This window comes from Thermosynechococcus sp. JY1331 (genome assembly GCF_031583475.1).
In the GTDB taxonomy this organism is placed as follows: Bacteria; Cyanobacteriota; Cyanobacteriia; order Thermosynechococcales; family Thermosynechococcaceae; genus Thermosynechococcus.
Window position 1 is genome coordinate 2,181,711 of record NZ_CP134180.1, and the last position, 23,779, is coordinate 2,205,489.

The window sequence follows — 23,779 nt, forward strand, 5'->3', positions numbered from 1 at the left end:
CTGAGGCAAACATGGCTAAGGTTGTGAAAACAGATGCGGAATGGCAAGCTCAACTTACCCCTGAGCAGTACTATGTCACCCGCAAGAAGGGAACGGAGCGCGCCTTTACGGGCTGCTACTGGAATAACAAAAAGCCCGGACTCTATCGCTGTGTCTGCTGTGGCACGCCGCTCTTTCGCTCTGAGACCAAGTATGACTCTGGCAGTGGCTGGCCGAGTTTTTGGCAACCCCTTGACCCCAAAAATATCCGCATGGAGCGGGATCTGTCCCATGGCATGGTGCGCACAGAAGTTCTCTGTAATGTCTGTGATGCCCACCTTGGCCATGTCTTTGAGGATGGCCCGCCACCCACGGGACTGCGCTACTGCATTAACTCAGCGGCACTGGAATTTATCCCTGACTCTGCCGCCTCTTGATGACCCCCGTGATTGAACAACTGCAAAGTCTCAACCGCATTTTGGTAGAACTGGCGCGGCGGCAGCCGTTCCACGGAGCAAACTTTGAGGAGATTTTGCAGGACATTCTCTGGACGAGTGCCCGCAGTCTCAATGTGGCACGGGTGAGTCTGTGGTTTTATTCGGGCGATCGCCAGCAAATTCAATGTGTGCAGTTGTTTCAGCAGTCGCCCCAGGCCTTTACGGTGGGGATGACCCTCACCGCTAGTCATTACCCCGACTATTTTGCTGCCCTTGAACAGGAGCGCACCATTACGGCCCATGACGCTTGGCACGATCCCCGCACGCGGGAGTTTCGCAAGACCTATTTAGAACCTCTTGGCATTACCTCGCTGTTGGATGTGCCGATTTGGGTTGAAGGGAGCATGATTGGCATCCTCTGCCACGAACACATTGGTTCACCCCGCCAGTGGACTATTGCCGAAGAGCAGTTTGCCGCTTCCCTCGCGGATCTGGTGTCTTTGGTGGTAGAAAGTCGCGATCGCCACCGTGCCCTCAGAGCACTAGAGGAAAGTGAAGCCCGCTTAGCCACCTTCTTTCAAGCCACCTCTGAGGCAGTAATCATCCATGAGCAGGGGACAATTCTTGATGTCAACGCCGCAACTGAACGGCTGTTTGGCTATACGGCTTCAGAACTAGTGGGGCAGTCGGTGTTGTTGCTGACCCATCCAGAGGCGCGATCGCTGATTTTAGAGCGAATTCAGCAGCCCATTGATGTTCCCTTTGAAGCCCTTGCTCGCACCAAAAGTGGTGAAGCACTGATTGTTGAGGTTCAGGGAAAATCCATTCTCTATCGGGGGCGCTGGGCGAGGGTGGTGGGAATACGGGATATTACCCAACGCAAAACCGCTGAACAGAACGTACAATTGGCTGCCCAACGGCAACAACTGCTGGCGGAAATTGCCCTGCGCATTCGCCAAACGCTGGAATTGCCAGAGATTCTCAATACCACGGTGGTGGAAGTGCGCCGCTATCTCCTCAGCGATCGCGTGTTTATTGTCTCTTTTGATCCGAGGACAGAGGAGATTCAAGTGGTGGCGGCGGCGATGGCGCCCCAGTGGCACACGAATCTTGAGGCTCTCCTGCAAAACGTGCATTACCGTTCACGGCTGCTGACCACACCGGCCACACTCTCCTGCGAGCGGGAAATGCTTGATCCCCATCTGCGACAGGTGTATGCAGCGCACCATATCCAGTCTTGTCTGCTGATTCCGATCCAACATCAGCCCCAAGGCCTGTGCTTTTTACTGGGAGTCCACCAATGTGACCGCCCGCGACAGTGGCAGCCCTACGAGCGCGCTTTTTTGGAGCAGTTGGCGACTCAGGTGGCGATCGCCCTGCAACAAGCAGAACTTTATCAACAACTGGCGGCCTTGAATGCCAATTTGGAACAGCAGGTGGCAGAACGCACCGAGCAGTTGCAGCAAAAAATGCGTGAACTAGAGGAACTCAACCACCTCAAGGATGTCTTTTTGCACGCCGTGTCCCATGATTTGCGCACCCCTGTCCTAGGTACCCTGATGGTCATTAACCATCTCTTGCAGAACAACACCAGCGACACGATTCCTGTGCCCCGCAGCACCTTGACCTGTATTCAGCATAGCCAGCAGCGGCAACTACATCTGATTGAAACACTGCTGCATATTGACGTGGATCAGCAACCTTCCCTCTCTTTGGCGATCGCGCCCACATCCTTAGCCACGCTTGTCAAGGAGATCTTGGTGGAGCTACAACCGCTGCTCCAGAAAAATAAAGCCACCGTGAAACTTGATATCCCCCCCACGTTGCCCCTTGTGCCTGTTGATCCTATGCAACTGCGGCGAGTCTATGAGAATTTGATCACCAACGCCCTCAAACACAATCGTCCTGGGATCACCATCACCCTGACGGCAGAGGAACAGGGAGATAGCCTTTACTGCACCGTCAAGGATAATGGCGTCGGCATCCGCCCTGACCAGCGATCGCACCTTTTTGATCTCTATTATCGTGGCGGTGCAAACCACCATCGCACGGGCATTGGTTTAGGTCTGTATCTCTGCCGAGAAATTATTATCGCTCATGGGGGTGAAATCGGCGTCAAAGAGGGCGATGCGCAGGGAGCGACGTTTTGGTTTCGGATTCCCTTAGCCAACCCAATTTAGAGCATTGTTACCCTTGACAAACCCAAGGAAAAGCGAGAGACTTAAGGCCAACTTCATCTTTGTGTCTTGGTTTCCTGTAAAATGGGCAGTTGAACCTTTCTGTTTTAACTCAACTCTCGTGGGCGTTTGTGCATAGGTTCCCTTTTAGCCACGAAACTAGGATTGTTAAGACATGAAACATATCATCTGGCTTTTATCCCTCTGACCTGTCGCGGTGACTCCGCTACGGCACGTCAGAAAACTCTTACAACTCATACATTTATTAGGAGCAATAGTGAGTCGTTATGTTGGGCAAACTCCGTGACCTCATGGGCCTAACCCCAGAGACTGACATCTACGATGAGGAATACCCTCAAGGAACGGCACGAACGCTAACCACGGAACCGGAGGTGGAACCGCTGCCCGCATCGCGGCCAACCCTGAGTCATGACTTTGACACTAGTCCGTCTCCCTCAGTTGCCACTGGTTCAGTGCCGACGGGATCAGCTCCTTCGAATGTGATTGGGATGCCCAATGCCGGTCGTTGGTGGGGGGCAGTGGCGGAAGTTTTGGTGATGCAGCCCCGCAGTTTTAGTGAAATGCCTGAGGTGATCAAGGCTCTTAAAGAGCGGAAGTCTGTGGTGCTAAATCTGACCTTGATGGAGCCGGAGCAAGCCCAACGCTCAGTGGATTTTGTTGCCGGTGCCACGTTCACGATTGATGGTCACCAAGAGCGTATTGGTGAAAGCATTTTCCTGTTTACACCGAGCTGTGTGCAAGTAAGTACGCAAGTGGGTGGCGTTCGCCCAGCTACCACACCTGTTGCCCCCCCACCCGCTTGGGGGATGAATGCCCAACAACAGCGTAGTGCCTAGGGTGCCGTCTCTTGGGATCATTGGCTGTGGCCGCATGGCGGAGGCAATGCTTTCGCGGTTGCTGGCAGATGGTCTCTTGCCAGAGCAGGTGTGGGTATCGGCGCGATCGCCTCAGCGGCAGCAGTATCTAGCCCATACCTATGGGGTCAGGGTGACAACGAACCTAGAAGTCGCTACAGCCGAAACGCTCCTACTGGCGGTCAAGCCACAGGTCTTTGCCGATATTGAGTCAGAACTGGCGGATACGCCGGTAGCTCAGGGCACTGGCGTTGCCCTTTCCATTATGGCAGGGATCAACAGTGGGCGGCTGCGGCGACTGTTTCCCCAGCGGTTGATCTTTCGGGCGATGCCGAATACACCAGCCCAAGTGGGCGCCGGCGTGATTGCCCTTGCTAGCGATAGTGCCGCCAGTGAACTGGAGATTCGCAAGATTAAGAATTTGTTAGGGGTACTGGGGCAGGTGGTGGCTGTCAGTGAAGGGCAAATGGACGCAGTCACCGCACTTTCTGGCTCAGGGCCTGCCTTTGTTGCCCTGATGGTGGAGGCACTATGCGATGCGGGGGTGGCAGTGGGGCTATCGCGATCGCTGACACAGGAACTCGTTTATGGCACAATAGCAGGCACAGTACAATTACTTAATGAGCGCGGGCTGCATCCGGCGCAACTCAAGGATGCGGTCACCAGTCCTGCGGGGACAACCATTGCGGGTCTCGAAGTACTGGAAGCTGCTGGTGTGCGTGGAACCCTCATGCAAACGGTAAAAGCGGCCTACGAGCGTGCCCAAGCCCTCAACTAAGTGCCTATGCCCAACTCTGCCACAACCGTTGACCCCCCCGCCATTGAAGGCTTAGATGTGAAGGTGGTGTTCATTGACTACTTTGCCTGTGTCACTGCCATCACTGCCTTGAGTTTGAGCCAAATTTGCCACTGGAGTCTGTTGTCTCCCCTGCCCTACCGTTGGGGACTAGTCGTGGGGGTCGTCGTGGGAGCGATCGCGGCCTATTGGCATCACACGAAAGTTCTGGCGGTGTCACTGCCACAAATGCCACAACTGGAGGCATGGCTGAGGAATAACGGCTATGGAAGTGTAGAGACCGACAATAATTTGGCGATTTACCGATCGCCCCAAAGCTGGCGACGCGGAGCCATTATTTTAGAAACCTTGGGCGATCGCCGGCGCGTGTACAGCCGCGCGGTTACCATTGGGCAACTACAACGGGACTTGGCTGAGGGTGGACTGTGACTGACTTTGGACGTGTGATTACCGCCATGATTACGCCATTTACAGAGGATGGCGCGATCGCCTACGATGTGGCGGCAGAACTGGCACAGCACCTTGTGGCCAACGGTTCCGATGGTATTGTTGTTTGCGGCACTACCGGCGAATCCCCCACCCTCACTTGGGAAGAGGAATTTCAACTCTTTCAAACAGTGCAGCAGGCGGTGGCAGGCAAAGCCAAGGTGATTGCAGGTACGGGTTCCAACTCCACTCGTGAAGCCATTCATGCCACGGCAAAGGCCGCAGAACTCGGCCTCGATGGTGCCCTCTTGGTGGTACCCTACTACAACAAACCCCCCCAAGAAGGACTCTATGCCCATTTTCAGGCGATCGCCAAGGCAGTGCCGGACTTTCCCCTCATGCTCTACAATATCCCCGGCCGTACAGGGCAGAACCTGCTACCAGAAACAGTGATCCGCCTTGCTGACCATCCGAACATTGTTGCCATCAAAGAAGCCAGCGGCAGCCTTGATCAAGCCAGCACCCTTCGTGCCCAGCTGCCGCCACATTTTCGCATTTACTCTGGGGATGACTCCCTGACGTTACCACTACTGGCCGTGGGTGGTTATGGTGTTGTCAGTGTAGCCAGTCACCTTGTTGGCCCCCGCATTCAAGAGATGATCCAAGCTTTTATCCAAGGCGACACAGCGACAGCGACTGCTATTCATTGTCAACTATTGTCCCTGTTCAAGGTTTTATTTGTGACGACGAATCCGATTCCGATTAAAGCTGCCCTCAGCCTGCAAGGTTGGGCGGTGGGTGCTCCCCGACTGCCCCTCACATCTGCGAGTGACGCTGTGATTGACCAATTGAAGCCTGTTTTAGATGCTCTTGGCCTACTGAAGTCTTAAGACAACGCTGGGCATTTCCCAAGCTGCACCTTTTTGTTGTTTCATCGTAAGGAGACCTATGAGTCAATCCGCTGCAACTGCTGCCCTGAAAATTATTCCCCTCGGTGGGCTGCACGAAATTGGCAAGAACACCTGTGTTTTTGAATTCCAAGATGAAATTATTTTGCTGGACGCAGGGTTAGCTTTTCCCACTGATGGCATGCATGGGGTCAATATCGTCTTACCCGATATGACGTACCTGCGGCAAAACCGCGAAAAAATCAAGGGAATGATTGTGACCCATGGTCATGAAGATCACATTGGTGGCATCCCCTTTCATCTCAAGCAGTTTGATATTCCCGTCATCTATGGCCCTCGCCTTGCCATGGCGTTGCTGCAAGGGAAACTCGAAGAGGCAGGGGTTGGCGATCGCACCGAACTGCGCACGGTACAGCCGCGGGAGATGGTGCGTTTGGGCAAAAACTTCCTTGTGGAGTATATCCGCAATACCCATTCCATTGCCGATAGCTTCTCCGTGGCGATTCATACCCCCATTGGCGTGATTATCCACACCGGGGATTTCAAGTTTGACTTTACCCCCGTTGATGGCGAGTGCTTTGACATTCAGCGGCTGGCAGAACATGGAGAAAAGGGGGTTCTCTGTCTCATTAGTGACTCCACCAATTCGGAAGTGCCCGGCCACACCCCCTCGGAGCGATCGGTGTTTCCCAACTTGGATCGTGCCTTTAGCCAAGCGGAGGGGCGGATTATTTTTACCACCTTTGCCTCTTCGGTGCATCGCCTCAGTATGGCCTTGGAATTGGCGCAAAAGCATGGCCGCGTGGTTTCGGTCTTGGGGCGATCGATGCTCAATGTCATTGCCCATGCGCGGCAGTTGGGCTACATTCACTGCCCAGACGATCTCTTTGTGCCACTGCACATGATGCACAAGTACCCCGATCATCAGGTGATGTACCTGACCACTGGCTCCCAAGGGGAACCTCTGTCTGCCCTAACGCGGATTTCCAAAGGGGAACACAACAAAATTAAAATTCGCCCCGGCGATACAGTGATTCTCTCGGCTCACCCCATTCCGGGGAACACGATTGCCGTGGTCAACATGATCGATCGCCTGATGATGCAAGGCGCCAAAGTCATCTACGGTCGCGAACAGGGCATCCACGTCTCTGGCCATGCCTGCCAAGAGGATCAAAAGCTAATGCTGGCCTTGACGAAGCCCAAGTTCTTTTTACCCGTACATGGCGAGCACCGCATGTTGGTGAAACATGCCCAAACGGCTCAGAGCATGGGCATTCCCCCGGAGAATATGGTGATTATTGACAACGGCGATGTGGTGGAACTCACCCGTGACTCGATTCGGGTCGTCGATAAGGTGCCTGCTGGTATTGAGTTACTGGATCGCGGTGGCATTGTCAAAGCCCATGTGCTGCAAGAGCGACAACAACTGGCTGAGGAAGGCATTATCACCGTGGCGGTGGCGGTGGGTACTGATGGCAGTCTGAAAGCTACTCCTGAAGTCCACCTGCGGGGCGTGGTCACGGCGATTGAGCCACAGGCTTGGCAGGCTTGGGTACATGCCACGGTCGAAACTGCTTTGAGCGATCGCTGGAGTGAATATGCCCGCAACGGCGATATCGATTGGGTAGGGGTCAAAGCCCACATTGAACGGGAACTGGTGCGACTGGTGCGCCGTGAACTTCAGGGCAATGCCTCAGTCCTATTGCTTCTGCAACCCATCGAAGTCACCCCCACTGTGACGACAGGAATTCGGCGGCGTCGCAGCACCGCTTCTGTGGTTGGCTAGCATCAAGCCCCTTGGGCAGGAGAAGGTGCCTATTTTGTAGGGCATCCCTGCCCGTTTATTTTTGTTGCCGCTGCGCTAGCTAGCGTTGAAACGCTCGGGGGCTTTCAGTTGATTTCTTGCCGAGCAATAACCCCTCAACACGTTCAACTGATTAGGAAGCAACTCGACCATAGTTAACAACTAAAGCTAGAATTACAATAACTGACTAGTACCAATGTCGCAAATAAAAACTGTGGCGCGCAATGGATATTGATGATTTTGATCTTAATTCGATGACTACTGCAGCTCAGCATCCTGACCCTTGTGTGCGTCGGCAGGTAGCGCAGTCTGCTACTACTTCACCAAACATTTTGCGGATGTTGGCCAATGACCCCCATGAAAAAGTGCGCCTTGCGGTTGCTGCCAATGGCAATACCCCTGCTGAAGTCCTAGAGGCTTGGCTATCGGAAGCTCAAAGCAATAAACCGTTAGCAAAAGCTCTTGCCCAGAACCTCAGTGCATCCCATACTCTCCTGACAACTTTAGCACAACATCCAGCGGCCAATGTCCGCCGTAAAGTGGCGATGAATCCCCAGACCCCTCCAGCGACCCTCTATAAACTAGCTGAGGAATTTCCGGCGGCAGTAGCTCGCAATCCTGGGATGAAACTCCTTGTGCTCCAAGACAGTGAACGACAGAGCATTAGTGATGAAACCTTAATACGAATATTAAAGCTTACAGAGCCGCCGACTTGGGCATTGACAGTTGCAGTTCAGCGTCAAAGCGCAAAAGTAAGACAGCAGGCGGCTAGGGCAACAACGATTCTTCCTGAACTCCTCGAAACCCTTGCGAAGGATGAGAATAGGGATGTCCGCCAAGCGGTAGCGGGGAACCCCAATACTCCTGCTTCTGTTTTGGAAACCCTTGCTGAGGATGAGGATAGCGATGTCCGCAGAGCAGTAGCAGAAAGACCTGAAATTGTTTCGTTGATTGAGGAGGCTAAGAGCAACAACACCGCTACCATCCGACTAGCAGAGCTAGCTAGCCACTTTTGTACGGATGTTCGCGCAGCAGTAGCGGGGAACCCCAATACTCCTGTCTCACCCCTCGAAACCCTTGCGAAGGATGAGTATTGGACTGTCCGCGCAGCAGTAGCGGGGAACCCCAATACTCCTGCTTCTGTTTTGGAAACCCTTGCGAAGGATAAGGATAGGGATGTCCGCAGAGCAGTAGTGTGGAACCCCAATACTCCTGCTTCTGTTTTGGAAACCCTTGCGAAGGATGAGGATAGCGATGTTCGCAGAGCAGTAGCGGGGAACCCCAATACTCCTGCCTCTGCCCTCGAAACCCTTGCGAAGGATGAGGATAGCGATGTCCGCAGAGCAGTAGCGGGGAACCCCAATACTCCTAATACTCCTGCTTCTGTTTTGGAAATCCTTGCTGAGGATGAGGATAGCGATGTTCGCAGAGCAGTAGCAGGGAACCCGAATACTCCTGCCTCTGCCCTCGAAACCCTTGCGAAGGATGAGTATTGGACTGTCCGCGCAGCAGTAGCAGAAAGACCTGAAATTGTTTCGTTGATTGAGGAGGCTAAGAGCAACGACACCGATACCATCCAACTAGCAGAGCTAGCTAGCCACTTTTGTACGGATGTTCGCGCAGCGGTAGCGGGGAACCCCAATACTCCTGCTTCTGTTTTGGAAATCCTTGCTGAGGATGAGGATAGCGATGTCCGCAGAGCAGTAGCGGGGAACCCCAATACTCCTGCCTCTGCCCTCGAAACCCTTGCGAAGGATGAGGATAGCGATGTCCGCAGAGCAGTAGCGGGGAACCCCAATACTCCTAATACTCCTGCTTCTGTTTTGGAAATCCTTGTTGAGGATGAGGATAGCGATGTTCGCGCAGCAGTAGCGGGGAACCCCAATACTCCTGCCTCTGTTTTGGAAATCCTTGCTGAGGATGAGGATAGCGATGTTCGCGCAGCAGTAGCGGGGAACCCCAATACTCCTGCTTCTGTTTTGGAAACCCTTGCTGAGGATGAGGATAGCGATGTCCGCAGAGCAGTAGCGGGCAACCCGAAGACGCCTACCTATGTCCTCGAAACCCTTGCGAAGGATGAATATGAGGCTCAGGATGTTCGCGCAGTAGTAGCAAGAAGACCTGAAATTGCTGCTTTAATCACGGAAGCTAACAGTGGCAACACTTCTACAGACCGACTAGCCGAACTAGCTAGCCACTTTTGTACGGATGTTCGCGCAGCAGTAGCGGGCAACCCCAATACTCCTGCTTCTGTTTTGGAAATCCTTGCTGAGGATGAGGATAGCGATGTCCGCAGAGCAGTAGCGGGGAACCCGAATACTCCTGCTTCTGTTTTGGAAACCCTTGCGAAGGATTGGGATGTTCGCGCAGCAGTAGCAAGAAGACCTGAAATTGCTGCTTTAATCACGGAAGCTAACAGTGGCAACACTTCTACAGACCGACTAGCCGAACTAGCTAGCCACTTTTGTACGGATGTTCGCGCAGCAGTAGCGGGCAACCCGAATACTCCTGCTTCTGTTTTGGAAACCCTTGCGAAGGAGAACGATTGGATTGTTCGCATAGCAGTAGCGGGGAACCCCAATACTCCTGCTTCTGTTTTGGAAACCCTTGCGAAGGATAAGGATAGGGATTTTCGCAGAGCAGTAGCGGGGAACCCGAATACTCCTGCTTCTGTTTTGGAAACCCTTGCGAAGGATGAGGATAGGGATGTTCGTAAAGCAGTAGCAAGAAGACCTGAAATTGCTGCTTTAATCACGGAAGCTAACAGTGGCAACACTTCTACAGACCGACTAGCCGAACTAGCTAGCCACTTTTGTACGGATGTTCGCCCAGCAGTAGCGGGGAACCCGAAGACGCCTACCTATGCCCTCGAAACCCTTGCGAAGGATGAGGATAGGGATGTTCGCGCAGCAGTAGCGCGGAACCCGAATACTCCTGCTTCTGTTTTGGAAACCCTTGCGAAGGAGAACGATTGGATTGTTCGCATAGCAGTAGTGTGGAACCCGAATACTCCTGCTTCTGTTTTGGAAACCCTTGCTGAGGATGAGGCTCAGGATGTTCGTAAAGCAGTAGCAAGAAGACCTGAAATTGCTGCTTTAATCACGGAAGCTAACAGTGGCAACACTTCTACAGACCGACTAGCCGAACTAGCTAGCCACTTTTGTACGGATGTTCGCGCAGCAGTAGCGGGCAACCCGAATACTCCTGCTTCTGTTTTGGAAATCCTTGCTGAGGATGAGGATAGCGATGTCCGCAGAGCAGTAGCGCGGAACCCGAATACTCCTGCTTCTGTTTTGGAAACCCTTGCGAAGGAGAACGATTGGTTTGTTCGCAGAGCAGTAGTGTGGAACCCGAATACTCCTGCTTCTGCCCTCGAAACCCTTGCGAAGGATTGGGATAGCGATGTCCGCAGAGCAGTAGCGGGGAACCCCAATACTCCTGCCTCTGCCCTCGAAACCCTTGCGAAGGATGGGGATAGGGATGTTCGCAGAGCAGTAGCGAGCAACCCGAATACTCCTGCTTCTGTTTTGGAAACCCTTGCGAAGGATGGGGATAGGGATGTTCGCAGAGCAGTAGTGTGGAACCCGAATACTCCTGCTTCTGCCCTCGAAACCCTTGCGAAGGATGGGGATAGGGATGTTCGCGCAGCAGTAGCAGAAAGACCTGAAATTGTTTCGTTGATTGAGGAGGCTAAGAGCAACGACACCGCTACCATCCGACTAGCAGAGCTAGCTAGCCACTTTTGTACGGATGTTCGCGCAGCAGTAGCGCGGAACCCGAATACTCCTGCTTCTGTTTTGGAAACCCTTGCGAAGGATGAGGATTGGGATGTTCGTAAAGCAGTAGCAGAAAGACCTGAAATTGTTTCGTTGATTGAGGAGGCTAAGAGCAACAACACCGCTACCATCCGACTAGCAGAGCTAGCTAGCCACTTTTGTACGGATGTTCGCGCAGCAGTAGCGGGGAACCCGAAGACGCCTACCTATGCCCTCGAAATCCTTGCTGAGGATGAGGCTCAGGATGTTCGCGCAGCAGTAGCGGGGAACCCGAAGACGCCTACCTATGCCCTCGAAATCCTTGCGAAGGATGAATATGAGGCTCAGGATGTTCGCGCAGTAGTAGCGGGGAACCCGAAGACTCCTGTCTCTGCCCTCGAAACCCTTGCGAAGGATGAGGATAGGGATGTCCGCAGAGCAGTAGCGGGGAACCCCAATACTCCTGCTTCTGTTTTGGAAACCCTTGCGAAGGATGAGGATAGCGATGTTCGCAGAGCAGTAGCGGGGAACCCGAAGACGCCTACCTATGCCCTCGAAACCCTTGCGAAGGATTGGTATTCGGCTGTTCGCGCAGCAGTAGCACGGAACCCGAATACTCCTGCTTCTGCCCTCGAAACCCTTGCGAAGGATGGGGATAGGGATGTTCGCGCAGCAGTAGCAGAAAGACCTGAAATTGTTTCGTTGATTGAGGAGGCTAAGAGCAACGACACCGATACCATCCAACTAGCAGAGCTAGCTAGCCACTTTTATACGGCTGTTCGCAGAGCAGTAGCGAGGAACCCCAATACTCCTGCTTCTGTTTTGGAAACCCTTGCGAAGGATAAGGATAGGGATGTCCGCAGAGCAGTAGCAGAAAGACCTGAAATTGTTTCGTTGATTGAGGAGGCTAAGAGCAACGACACCGCTACCATCCGACTAGCAGAGCTAGCTAGCCACTTTTATACGGCTGTTCGCAGAGCAGTAGCGCGGAACCCGAATACTCCTGCTTCTGTTTTGGAAACCCTTGCGAAGGATAAGGATAGGGATGTCCGCAGAGCAGTAGCAGAAAGACCTGAAATTGTTTCGTTGATTGAGGAGGCTAAGAGCAACGACACCGCTACCATCCGACTAGCAGAGCTAGCTAGCCACTTTTATACGGCTGTTCGCGCAGCAGTAGCGCGGAACCCGAATACTCCTGCTTCTGTTTTGGAAACCCTTGCGGATGTCCGCATAGCAGTAGCGTTGAACCCGAATACTCCTGCTTCTGTTTTGGAAACCCTTGCGAAGGATGAGGATAGGGATGTTCGCGCAGCAGTAGCACGGAACCCGAATACTCCTGCTTCTGCCCTCGAAACCCTTGCGAAGGAGAGCGATTGGGTTGTTCGCATAGCAGTAGCGGAGAACCCGAATACTCCTGCTTCTGTTTTGGAAACCCTTGCGAAGGATGAGGATAGGGATGTTCGCGCAGTAGTAGTGTGGAACCCCAATACTCCTGCATCTGTTTTGGAAACCCTTGCGAAGGATGAGGATAGGGATGTCCGCAGAGAAGTAGCGGGGAACCCGAATACTCCTGCTTCTGTTTTGGAAACCCTTGCGAAGGATGAGGATAGGGATGTTCGCGCAGCAGTAGCGTTGAACCCCAATACTCCTGCTTCTGTTTTGGAAACCCTTGTGAAGGATGAGGATAGGGATGTTCGCGCAGCAGTAGCGGAGAACCCGAATACTCCTGCTTCTGCCCTCGAAACCCTTGCGAAGGAGAACGATTGGTTTGTTCGCATACCAGTAGCGAGGGACCCCAATACTCCTGCTTCTGTTTTGGAAACCCTTGCGAAGGAGAGCAATTGGGTTGTTCGCATAGCAGTAGCGGAGAACCCCAGTACTCCTGCTTCTGTTTTGGAAACCCTTGCGAAGGAGAGCAATTGGTTTGTTCGCATAGCAGTAGCACGGAACCCGAATACTCCTGCTTCTGCCCTCGAAACCCTTGCGAAGGAGAGCGATTGGTTTGTTCGCAGAGCAGTAGAGGATAACCCGAATACTCCTGCTTCTGTTTTGGAAACCCTTGCGAAGGATTTGTATTCGGGTGTTCGCGCAGTAGTAAGAAGACCTGAAATTGCTGCTTTAATCACGGAAGCTAACAGTGGCAACACTTCTACAGACCGACTAGACGAACTAGTTAGCCACTTTTTGTATACGGCGGCTGTTCGCGCAGCAGTAACGGGGAACCCGAATACTCTTGCTTCTGCCCTCGAAACCCTTGCGAAGGATGAGGATAGGGATGATGTTCGCGCAGCAGTAGCGGGGAACCCGAATACTCCTGCTTCTGCCCTCGAAACCCTTGCGAAGGATGAGGGTAGCGCTGTTCGTAGAGCAGTAGCGGGGAACCCGAAGACGCCTACCTATGCCCTCGAAATCCTTGCTGAGGATGAGGCTCAGGATGTTCGCGCAGTAGTAGCGGAGAACCCGAATACTCCTGCTTCTGTTTTGGAAACCCTTGCGAAGGAGAGCAATTGGATTGTTCGCATAGCAGTAGCACGGAACCCGAATACTCCTGCTTCTGCCCTCGAAACCCTTGCGAAGGAGAACGATTGGTTTGTAGCGAGGGACCCCAATACTCCTGCTTCTGTTTTGGAAACCCTTGCGAAGGAGAGCAATTGGGTTGTTCGCATAGCAGTAGCGGAGAACCCCAGTACTCCTGCTTCTGTTTTGGAAACCCTTGCGAAGGAGAGCAATTGGTTTGTTCGCATAGCAGTAGCGGAGAACCCGAATACTCCTGCTTCTGTTTTGGAAACCCTTGCGAAGGAGAGCGATTGGTTTGTTCGCAGAGCAGTAGCGGAGAACCCGAATACTCCTGCTTCTGTTTTGGAAACCCTTGCGAAGGATTGGTATTCGGCTGTTCGCGCAGTAGTAAGAAGACCTGAAATTGCTGCTTTAATCACGGAAGCTAACAGTGGCAACACTTCTACAGACCGACTAGCCGAACTAGTTAGCCACTTTTTTTGTACGGCGGCTGTTCGCGCAGCAGTAACGGGGAACCCGAATACTCTTGCTTCTGCCCTCGAAACCCTTGCGAAGGATGAGGATAGGGATGATGTTCGCGCAGCAGTAGCGGGGAACCCGAATACTCCTGCTTCTGCCCTCGAAACCCTTGCGAAGGATGAGGGTAGCGCTGTTCGTAGAGCAGTAGCGGGGAACCCGAAGACGCCTACCTATGCCCTCGAAATCCTTGCTGAGGATGAGGCTCAGGATGTTCGCGCAGTAGTAGCGGAGAACCCGAATACTCCTGCTTCTGTTTTGGAAACCCTTGCGAAGGAGAGCAATTGGATTGTTCGCATAGCAGTAGCGCGGAACCCCAATACTCCTGCTTCTGCCCTCGAAACCCTTGCGAAGGATTGGTATTCGGCTGTTCGCGCAGCAGTAGCGCGGAACCCGAATACTCCTGCTTCTGTTTTGGAAACCCTTGCGAAGGATAGGGATAGGGATGTTCGCAGAGCAGTAGCGGAGAACCCGAATACTCCTGCTTCTGTTTTGGAAATCCTTGCGAAGGATTGGGATGTTCGCGCAGCAGTAGCAAGAAGACCTGAAATTGCTGCTTTAATCACGGAAGCTAACAGTGGCAACACTTCTACAGACCGACTAGCCGAACTAGCTAGCCACTTTTGTACGGATGTTCGCGCAGCAGTAGCGGGGAACCCCAATACTCCTGCTTCTGTTTTGGAAACCCTTGCGAAGGATGAGGATTGGGATGTTCGCATAGCAGTAGCGGAGAACCCCAATACTCCTGCTTCTGTTTTGGAAACCCTTGCGAAGGATGGGGATAGGGATGTTCGCAGAGCAGTAGTGTGGAACCCGAATACTCCTGCTTCTGCCCTCGAAACCCTTGCGAAGGATGGGGATAGGGATGTCCGCGCAGCAGTAGCAGAAAGACCTGAAATTGTTTTATTGATTGAGGAGGCTAAGAGCAACAACACCGCTACCATCCGACTAGCAGGGCTGGCTAGCCACTTTTGTACGGCTGTTCGCGCAGCAGTAGCGGGCAACCCGAATACTCCTGCTTCTGCCCTCGAAACCCTTGCGAAGGAGAACGATTGGTTTGTTCGCGCAGCAGTAGCGGGCAACCCGAATACTCCTGCTTCTGCCCTCGAAACCCTTGCGAAGGAGAACGATTGGTTTGTTCGCGCAGCAGTAGCGGGCAACCCGAATACTCCTGCTTCTGTTTTGGAAACCCTTGCGAAGGAGAACGATTGGTTTGTTCGCAGAGCAGTAGTGTGGAACCCGAATACTCCTGCTTCTGCCCTCGAAACCCTTGCGAAGGATTGGGATAGCGATGTCCGCAGAGCAGTAGCGGGGAACCCCAATACTCCTGCCTCTGCCCTCGAAACCCTTGCGAAGGATTGGTATTCGGCTGTTCGCGCAGCAGTAGCGCGGAACCCGAATACTCCTGCTTCTGCCCTCGAAACCCTTGCGAAGGATTGGGATAGGGATGTTCGTAAAGCAGTAGCAAGAAGACCTGAAATTGCTGCTTTAATCACGGAAGCTAACAGTGGCAACACTTCTACAGACCGACTAGCCGAACTAGCTAGCCACTTTTGTACGGATGTTCGCGCAGCAGTAGCGGGCAACCCGAATACTCCTGCTTCTGTTTTGGAAATCCTTGCTGAGGATGAGGATAGGGATGTTCGCGCAGCGGTAGCAGGGAACCCCAATACTCCTGCCTCTGCCCTCGAAACCCTTGCGAAGGATGGGGATAGGGATGTTCGCAGAGCAGTAGCGAGCAACCCGAATACTCCTGCTTCTGTTTTGGAAACCCTTGCGAAGGATAAGGATAGGGATGTCCGCAGAGCAGTAGCAGAAAGACCTGAAATTGTTTCGTTGATTGAGGAGGCTAAGAGCAACGACACCGCTACCATCCGACTAGCAGAGCTAGCTAGCCACTTTTATACGGCTGTTCGCGCAGCAGTAGCGAGGAACCCCAATACTCCTGCTTCTGTTTTGGAAACCCTTGCTGAGGATTGGTATGTTTGCGCAGCAGTAGCGGGGAACCCCAATACTCCTGCTTCTGTTTTGGAAACCCTTGCGAAGGAGAACAAACGGGATGTCCGCATAGCAGTAGCGGGGAACCCGAATACCCCTGTCTCACTCCTCGAAACCCTTGCTGAGGATGAGGATAGGGATGTTCGCAGAGCAGTAGCGGGGAACCCGAATACCCCTGTCTCACTCCTCGAAACCCTTGCTGAGGATGAGGATAGGGATGTTCGCAGAGCAGTAGCGGGGAGCCCCAATACTCCTGTCTCACTCCTCGAAACCCTTGCTGAGGATGAGGATAGGGATGTTCGCAGAGCAGTAGCGGCGAACCCGAATACCCCTGTCTCACTCCTCGAAACCCTTGCGAAGGATCGGTATTGGAAGGTTCGCAGAGGAGTAGCAGAAAGACCTGAAATTGTTTCGTTGATTGAAGAGGCTAAGAGCAACGACACCGCTACCATCCGACTAGCAGAGGTAGCTAGCCACTTTTGTACGGATGTCCGCGCAGCAGTAGCGGGGAGCCCCAATACTCCTGTCTCACTCCTCGAAACCCTTGCTGAGGATGAGGATAGATATGTCCGCGCAGCAGTAGCGGGGAGCCCCAATACTCCTGTCTCACTCCTCGAAACCCTTGCTGAGGATGAGGATAGCGATGTTCGTGAAGCGGTAGCGGGGAACCCGAATACCCCTGTCTCACTCCTCAAAACCCTTGCGAAGGATGGGGATGGGTATTTTGTTCGTAAAGCAGTAGCGGGGAACCCGAATACCCCTGTCTCACTCCTCGAAACCCTTGCTGAGGATGAGGATAGATATGTCCGCGCAGCAGTAGCGGGGAGCCCCAATACTCCTGTCTCACTCCTCGAAACCCTTGCTGAGGATGAGGATAGATATGTCCGCGCAGCAGTAGCACGGAACCCGAATACCCCTGTCTCACTCCTCGAAGCCCTTGCTCAGGATGAGGATAGATATGTTCGCAGAGCAGTAGCGGGCAACCCGAATACCCCCGTCTTACTCCTCGAAACCCTTGCTGAGTATAGGGATAAGTATTGGCTTTTTGGTCATGCTTAGAGTGGCTAGGTCTTAATCGAGGATAGTCGCACTTTTCCTTGGGGCGTGCGGAGAATTTGGGGCACAGAAATCCATTTCTTGGGGCATTTGTAGGCGCTGCACTGCTGTTTGAGCCATTGGCTGAGTTCCTCAGGGGAGGAGTCTCCCACATAGAGGGCAATGACTTGTTCGCCCCAGAGGGGGTCGGGTGCGCCATAGATATGGATGTCTTGGACAAGGCCACTGTTAAGGAGTAAGGTCTCTAACTCTTCGGGGTAGATATTCTCGCCACCACTGATGATTTTGCGGCTGCTGCGTCCCAAAATGTAGAGGCGATCGCCCCGCCATTCGCCGCGATCGTCTGTTTGGAAAATTTTCTCCCGAAATACCTGGGGGTAGTAGCCGAGGGCAAGGGAGGCGGCCTGAATCTGAATCTCGCCCGTAGGGGTTAAAGCAATCTGAGCATGGGGTAAGACCTGACCACAGGAGCGATCGCCCGCCAAAAATTCCCCCTGCCGTTGGGCACAGATCATGCCAGCAGTTTCTGTCATGCCATAACTGAGACATAGAGGCAAGCGCTGGGTTGCTGCTTCCTCTAATAGTTGCGACCAAGTGGGGCCACCGCCCACGAAAATGCCCCTTAAATCCGCTAGCCATGGCAGAGGGTCTGCAAGCACCTGTTGCAGTTGCCGAGGTACCAGAGACAGCCATAGATCAACATTGGCAGGAGGTGCCGTTTGCCGTAGATCCCGTAGATGGGTACCGAGATAGAGTTCTCCACCACTCCAGAGCGATCGCACCACGGGCATGAGACCACTGACATGGTACAAGGGCAAAATACTCAGACAGTAAATCGCCCCTTGTTGCAAATGGCGTTGCAGCCCCATCACTGCCGCCTGAAGGGTCGCCACCGTGTGAATTGCCCAGCGCAACCGCCCTTGAGTGCCGCCAGTGGGAATCAGAATCCAGCCCTGGGGCAATGGTTCTCCAGAACCTTGGGGGTCGAGGGGGGGCACCGTTCCCCAAGCCATGAAATTCTGGGGTAGGATCGCTGCCACCTGCTGCCACTCTTGGGACTGCCAGTGGGGATTGGCCAGTAATAGAGGCGTCCCTGTGGAGAGCGCTGCGAGAAAACCACTGAGAAACGAGAGGGGATCGGGTTCTGCGAGAACGAGGAGAGTGGGTTGTTGCTCTTGGAGTTGCTCTTGATAGTTGGCTAATTGCTCGAGGAGTCTGGCGGTAGCAATGTGCCATTGTCCGTTGTGGGGATACCACAGCCAGTGGGGGGCAATACTCGTAAGGTTTTGTAACAAATTTGTCCTACCCCTCCCTAAACCAATAGGTAAAATCAAAGGATAAAGGAGTGCGTTTAGGAGACAGCAGCCTGACTATTCAACAGATGCAACGGGTAGCCGCAATTGCTGACCCTAGCCTTAAACTAGCATGGACCGCAGCCTATGCCGCCGACGATCGCAAGGGAGTAGATATCTGCCTTCTGGATGTGAGTGGTGTGTCCTACCTCACCGATTACTTTGTGATCATTACGGGACTCTCAAAAACCCAAGTGCGCGCCATTTATCAAGGGATTGAGGAGGCGGCTCTTGAACATTGCCAACGCCAGCCCCAACATATTGAAGGCCAAGCGGAATGTTCATGGGTGCTGATGGACTACGGTGATGTGATTGTCCATGTGCAGTTGCCCAAGGAACGTCAATACTACAACCTTGAGGCCTTTTGGGGCCACGCCCAACGCATTCCCTTTGAGTCACTAGTGACCACCTAGCCGATGCAGCCCTCTTGGTGGCAGTGGATTCTTTTGATCTTGCCACTGGTGGCGATCGCCAGCTTCATCCTCACCGCGGCCTCAATACAAATTCATGCTTGGGGACTGAGTTGGGTCTGGGCAGTAGTCGTGCTGATTCTGCTGCTGTGGCGGTGGGGGGTTGCCCATTGGCTCAAGGGTCAGCCGACAGAGATTGACCCCCGTCCCTTTGATTTGCCAAGAAGCAGTGATTCAGAAACGGATCAACGCGCCCTGAAGATTCTCCAACACACCCTTGAGCAGAGTCGTCAAGACCCACCCCCTTGGGAAAATTGGCCACTCTTTTGGCAGCGGGCACAAACCCTCGTCAGTGAGATTGCCAAGGTCTATTATCCCAATGCTCAGCGTCCCCTGCTGCAAATCTATGTGCCCCAAGCCTACCGCCTCTTGCGGGACACGATTGATGATGTCGATCGCTGGCTGGAAACCCTCAACCCAATTTTGTCGCGGGTAACTCTGGGGCAGGCAGTGCGCGCCTATGAACTTTCACGGCAGGTGGCACCCGTTGCGCGTTGGGGCTTTACGGCTTGGAATTGGGCGCAGTGGCTCCTCAATCCAAGTGTGGCGATTACCAAAACCTTTACCCAAGAGCAGCAGCAAAAGGCCAATCAAGCCCTGATTGCTAACTTGGGGCTCACCCTGCGGGAACAGGTGCTCAAGGCCTTGGGACTGCGGGCGATCGCCCTCTACAGTGGCAGCCTCACCCAACTGGAATTACCCACCCCCACCCCGCGCACAGATACAGGCACATTACAGGACATTTTAGAGCAGAGTCTGCCCCTTGCCCGTGCCGAAACTGAGCCTGTGAACGTCTTTCTCGTGGGTCGCACCGGCGCAGGCAAAAGTAGCCTGATCAATAGTTTATTTGCTGCCCCCACCACCCGTGTTTCCCCCTTGCCCAACACAAACGAGATCCGGCAATACCGTTGGCAGCAGGATTTGACCCTGTGGGATACCCCCGGCTACGAAGATATTCGCGGTGCCGATATCCAAGCTCGCCTGCGGGAATTACTGCCGCGCATGGATGTAGTGCTGCTGCTAACCCCAGTGCTGGATCCTGCCCTTGCCCCGGACATCACCGCCCTGCAATTGATTCGCCAAGAGGTGAGGGACTTGCCGATTGTGGTGGCGGTCACCCAAGTGGATCGGCTACGCCCCCTGCGGGAATGGCATCCCCCCTACGACTGGCAACGGGGTACCCGTCCCAAGGAAGTGAGTATTCGCGAGGCGGTGGCCTATCGCCAAGAACAGTTGGGCACCTATACGCCCCATATTTTGCCGATTGTCAACGGCACTGAAGAACGCATGGCTTGGGGACTCGATGCCCTCAGTGATACCCTTGTGAATTTAATTGCCCCCGCCAAGCAGATCCGCATGGCTCGCTGGCTTAGCGATCGCCAGACACGGCTTCACGCTGCTTCTCGCCTCATTGACACCTATTGCCACCGCATCACCACCAGTCAGGGCATTACCGATTTGCTCAAGCGACCAGTGCTCCAGTTTCTTTCGACCATGCTCACGGGGTCTCCCGCCGCTGCATGGCTCCTCGCCGAACAACTGCCCCTAGAACACCTGCCGGTGATTCTTTGTAAATTGCAACTGGCCTATGAACTCTACACGCTGTTGCAAAATGCCAGCGATCGCATAGAGGTACCAACGCGCCCCTTTGATCTGAAAACCTTGGCTCCCTTGCTGCTACAACGTCGTAGCCCCCTCAATCAAGACACTTGGGCAACGGGACACACCCTCGTAGAGTTTTGGACACAGCCTGAGCCACCTCTGACGCTGATGGCGCGCTATGAGGACTATTGGCAGCGCTTTGGTATGGTTCCAGAAAAATAGACGAAGATAAAGAAAGGATAAAAACTGTTCATCTCCTCACCCGCCATGACCTCCTCCAATGCCTCCTCCCCCATGGATCGTGAATCAGTTTGGCATGCTCTGAGTGCTGATGAAGTCATTAGCCGCTTGGGGAGCGATCGCCAACAGGGACTGAGTTGTGCAGAAGTACAACGGCGACAAGCCCAATATGGCCGCAATGAACTCGTTGACAATGGCCGCCGCCCGCGCTGGCAGATTTTCATTGATCAGTTTCGCAATGTCATGCTGATCATGCTGCTCGTGGTGGCCTTCATCTCTGGCACATTGGAGATTCTCGAATCCCTCGAAGAAAACACCATTCCCTTCCCCAAGGACGCAACTGCAATTCTGGTGGTGGTGATTCTCAATGCCATTCTAGGCTATGTCCAAGAAGCCCGTGCTGAAGAGGCACTCGCTGCCCTGAAAAGTATGGCGGCGCCCAAGGTGCGTGTCCTGCGCGAGGGCAAGGTCATGGAAATTGATTCCCCTGAACTGGTGGTTGGGGACATTTTCTTTTTGGAAGCGGGGGTCAAAGTGGCTGCCGATGGTCGCCTCCTTGAAGCGGTCAACCTGCAAATCCGCGAGGCAGCACTCACTGGTGAAGCAGAAGCCGCCAGTAAAAATGCTGCGCAAATCTTGCCCCTTGATACGGAACTGGGCGATCGCGCCAATCTAGTCTTTGCGGGCACAGAGGTCAACCAAGGGCGAGGAGCCGCCATCGTCACCGCGATCGGCATGGACACCGAACTGGGGAAAATTGCCGCTGCCCTGCAAGGGGTGGAGCCGGAACCCACACCCCTACAAAAACGGATGACCGAGCTGGGCAATCGCCTAGTGGCCGTTGCGTTGGTGCTGGTGAGCATTGTCGTGATTGCTGGGGGTCTCTACGATCCCTCACTGCTGCCGCATCTCATTGAAGTCTCCCTCAGTATGGCGGTGGCCGTGATCCCCGAAGGCTTGCCCGCCGTGATTACCGTCACCCTTGCATTGGGAACACAACGGATGGTGAAACGCCATGCCCTGATTCGGCGGCTGCCGGCCGTGGAGACACTGGGGAGTGTGACAACCATCTGCTCGGATAAAACGGGTACCCTCACCCAAAACAAAATGGTGGTGCAGGCAGTGGCTACTACCTTCTATCGCGCCAAGGTGAGCGGCAATGGCTATGAACCAAGGGGGGAATTTTATGACGCCAATACCGATGACCCCTCAGCCCTATACGAACGCCAACTGCTCCTTCTAGCGGGAGCGCTGTGCAATGATGCCCTTCTCAAACAACACGCAGCCGAATGGGTGATTCTCGGCGACCCGACCGAAGGCTCTCTCCTGCCCTTGGCCGCTAAGGGGGGCATTGATCTGAAAGCATTGCAGGAAACGGCGGAGCGGGTCGCGGAGTTTCCCTTTGATGCCGATCGCAAGCGCATGAGTACGTTCTACCGCAGTGAGTCCGTTCCTGCGATTGCTGCCAAGGAACCCTACTGGATGATTACCAAAGGGTCACCGGAACTGACCTTGGAACGCTGTCAATGGCGGCAGGTGGGGCACGACATTCAACCCCTAACACTGGCCGATCGCCAAGAGATTTTGGTGCAAAACGATCGCTTTGCCGCTCAAGGTCTGCGGGTCTTGGGCATTGCCCATCGCTACTGGTCAGCGCTGCCACCAGCGGAGAGTGTAGACACCAGTGAGCAGGATTTGATCTGGTTGGGGTTAGTGGGCATTCTTGATCCGCCGCGTCCGGAGGTGCTGGCGGCCGTCGCCACCTGTCGCACTGCTGGGATTCGCCCGATTATGATTACGGGGGATCATCAACTGACGGCACAGGCGATCGCCAGTCAAATTGGTATCTGTCAGTGGGGCGATCAGGCGCTAACCGGTCGAGACCTCGAAAAAATGAGTCCCGCAGAACTGGATGCAGCAACCCTGACCGTCAATGTCTATGCGCGGGTGTCTCCAGAACATAAACTGCGGATTGTGAAATCCTTGCAACGTCACGGTGAAATTGTGGCCATGACTGGGGATGGTGTGAATGATGCCCCTGCCCTCAAACAGGCCGACATTGGCGTAGCCATGGGAATTAGCGGTACGGATGTCACCAAGGAAGCCAGCGATATGGTGCTCTTGGATGATAACTTTGCCACCATTGTGGCGGCTACCGAGGAAGGGCGAGTGATCTACAGCAATATTCGTCGCTTTATTAAATACATTCTCGGCTCCAACATTGGTGAGGTGATCACGATTGCCTGCTCACCCCTACTGGGATTAGGAGGTGTGCCTCTAACGCCCTTGCAAATCCTCTGGATGAACTTGGTGACGGATGGCCTGCCTGCCCTTGCCCTTGCTGTTGAGCCGGGGGATCCTGATCTCATGAAGCGTCCTCCGGTTAAACCCAACGAAAGTATTTTTAGCCGTGGCTTGGGTTCCTATATGATTCGTGTCGGTTTGATCTTGGCCATGACTGGCATTGCCCTCATGGTGTGGGCCTATGGCTACACCACCGAGCACCTAGAGGAGGGTCTTGATCCGCGCCGTTGGACAACCATGGTTTTTACCACCCTCTGCTTAGCGCAAATGGGTCATGCCCTTGCCGCTCGCTCTAGCCACCGCCTCACCATTCAACTGCATCCTACTTCGAATCCCTTTATCTGGATCTCCGTAATTTTAACCTCTATTTTACAGTTGCTGCTGATCTATAGCCCGCCCCTACGGCAATTCTTTGGCACTTATCTGCTGTCTGCCACTGAACTAGCAGTGTGCATCGGCTTTAGCACGCTGGTGTTTGTCTGGATTGAATTAGAAAAGCTGGTGCTCCATTGGTTGCACAAAGGGCATGAATTACAACTCCTAGAGTAATTCTGTTAACTAATTTTG

Annotated in this window: 12 protein-coding genes; 11 read left to right on the plus strand and 1 reads right to left on the minus strand. The window is 53.8% G+C overall.

All coding sequences use genetic code 11. The features are described 5' to 3' along the window. The first annotated feature begins 11 nt into the window (after nt 1–11). The 8 genes from msrB to RHJ31_RS10870 all read left to right on the plus strand — a co-directional run bounded on the left by msrB (nt 12) and on the right by RHJ31_RS10870 (nt 17,247). Complete coding sequence (gene msrB / locus RHJ31_RS10835) at nt 12–416, plus strand: peptide-methionine (R)-S-oxide reductase MsrB (protein ID WP_206201348.1); 405 nt, start codon at nt 12–14, stop codon at nt 414–416. Then, nucleotides 416–2,596 (plus strand): GAF domain-containing protein, encoded by a 2,181-nt coding sequence (locus RHJ31_RS10840; protein ID WP_302676589.1) that lies wholly within the window; start codon nt 416–418, stop codon nt 2,594–2,596. The genes msrB and RHJ31_RS10840 overlap by 1 nt, the downstream gene beginning before the upstream one ends. A 284-nt stretch (nt 2,597–2,880) precedes the next feature. Continuing rightward, on the plus strand, nt 2,881–3,450 hold the full coding sequence (locus tag RHJ31_RS10845) for a cell division protein SepF (RefSeq protein ID WP_206201346.1): 570 nt from the start codon (nt 2,881–2,883) through the stop codon (nt 3,448–3,450). After that, nucleotides 3,425–4,246 carry a pyrroline-5-carboxylate reductase gene (gene proC, locus RHJ31_RS10850; RefSeq protein WP_302676590.1) on the plus strand — a complete coding sequence of 274 codons (822 nt, stop codon included), beginning with the start codon at nt 3,425–3,427 and terminating at the stop codon, nt 4,244–4,246. Before RHJ31_RS10845 ends, proC begins: the two co-directional genes overlap by 26 nt. Before the next feature lie 6 nt (nt 4,247–4,252). Further along, nucleotides 4,253–4,693: a hypothetical protein gene (locus tag RHJ31_RS10855; protein WP_302676591.1), complete on the plus strand. Its 441-nt coding sequence runs from the start codon at nt 4,253–4,255 to the stop codon at nt 4,691–4,693. Continuing rightward, nucleotides 4,690–5,580, plus strand: coding sequence for a 4-hydroxy-tetrahydrodipicolinate synthase (dapA, locus tag RHJ31_RS10860; protein WP_302676592.1), 891 nt, complete (start codon nt 4,690–4,692; stop codon nt 5,578–5,580). The genes RHJ31_RS10855 and dapA overlap by 4 nt, the downstream gene beginning before the upstream one ends. Before the next feature lie 58 nt (nt 5,581–5,638). Further along, on the plus strand, nt 5,639–7,384 hold the full coding sequence (locus RHJ31_RS10865) for a ribonuclease J (RefSeq protein ID WP_302676593.1): 1,746 nt from the start codon (nt 5,639–5,641) through the stop codon (nt 7,382–7,384). Nucleotides 7,385–7,656: 272 nt separating this feature from the next. Continuing rightward, nucleotides 7,657–17,247 (plus strand): hypothetical protein, encoded by a 9,591-nt coding sequence (locus RHJ31_RS10870; protein ID WP_302676594.1) that lies wholly within the window; start codon nt 7,657–7,659, stop codon nt 17,245–17,247. A 5-nt stretch (nt 17,248–17,252) separates the two neighbouring features. Here the strand turns inward: RHJ31_RS10870 and RHJ31_RS10875 are convergent, their stop codons facing one another. Then, nucleotides 17,253–18,539 carry an AMP-binding protein gene (locus RHJ31_RS10875; protein WP_302676595.1) on the minus strand — a complete coding sequence of 429 codons (1,287 nt, stop codon included), beginning with the start codon at nt 18,537–18,539 and terminating at the stop codon, nt 17,253–17,255. Nucleotides 18,540–18,589: 50 nt separating this feature from the next. On the opposite strand from RHJ31_RS10875, the gene rsfS reads away from it, so the two are divergent. Genes rsfS through RHJ31_RS10890 form a run of 3 tightly spaced genes read left to right on the plus strand, consistent with a single transcriptional unit; the run spans nt 18,590 to nt 23,761 of the window. Beyond that, the gene (gene rsfS / locus RHJ31_RS10880; RefSeq protein ID WP_206201339.1) at nt 18,590–19,009 is read left to right on the plus strand and encodes a ribosome silencing factor; all 420 of its coding nucleotides are present in this window, start codon (nt 18,590–18,592) and stop codon (nt 19,007–19,009) included. Between the two features lie 3 nt (nt 19,010–19,012). Then, nucleotides 19,013–20,890 carry a GTPase family protein gene (locus tag RHJ31_RS10885; protein ID WP_302676596.1) on the plus strand — a complete coding sequence of 626 codons (1,878 nt, stop codon included), beginning with the start codon at nt 19,013–19,015 and terminating at the stop codon, nt 20,888–20,890. Nucleotides 20,891–20,935: 45 nt separating this feature from the next. Continuing rightward, a complete protein-coding gene (locus RHJ31_RS10890) occupies nt 20,936–23,761 on the plus strand; it encodes a cation-translocating P-type ATPase (RefSeq protein WP_310445872.1) in 2,826 nt (941 codons plus the stop codon). The last annotated feature ends 18 nt before the right edge of the window (nt 23,762–23,779 follow it).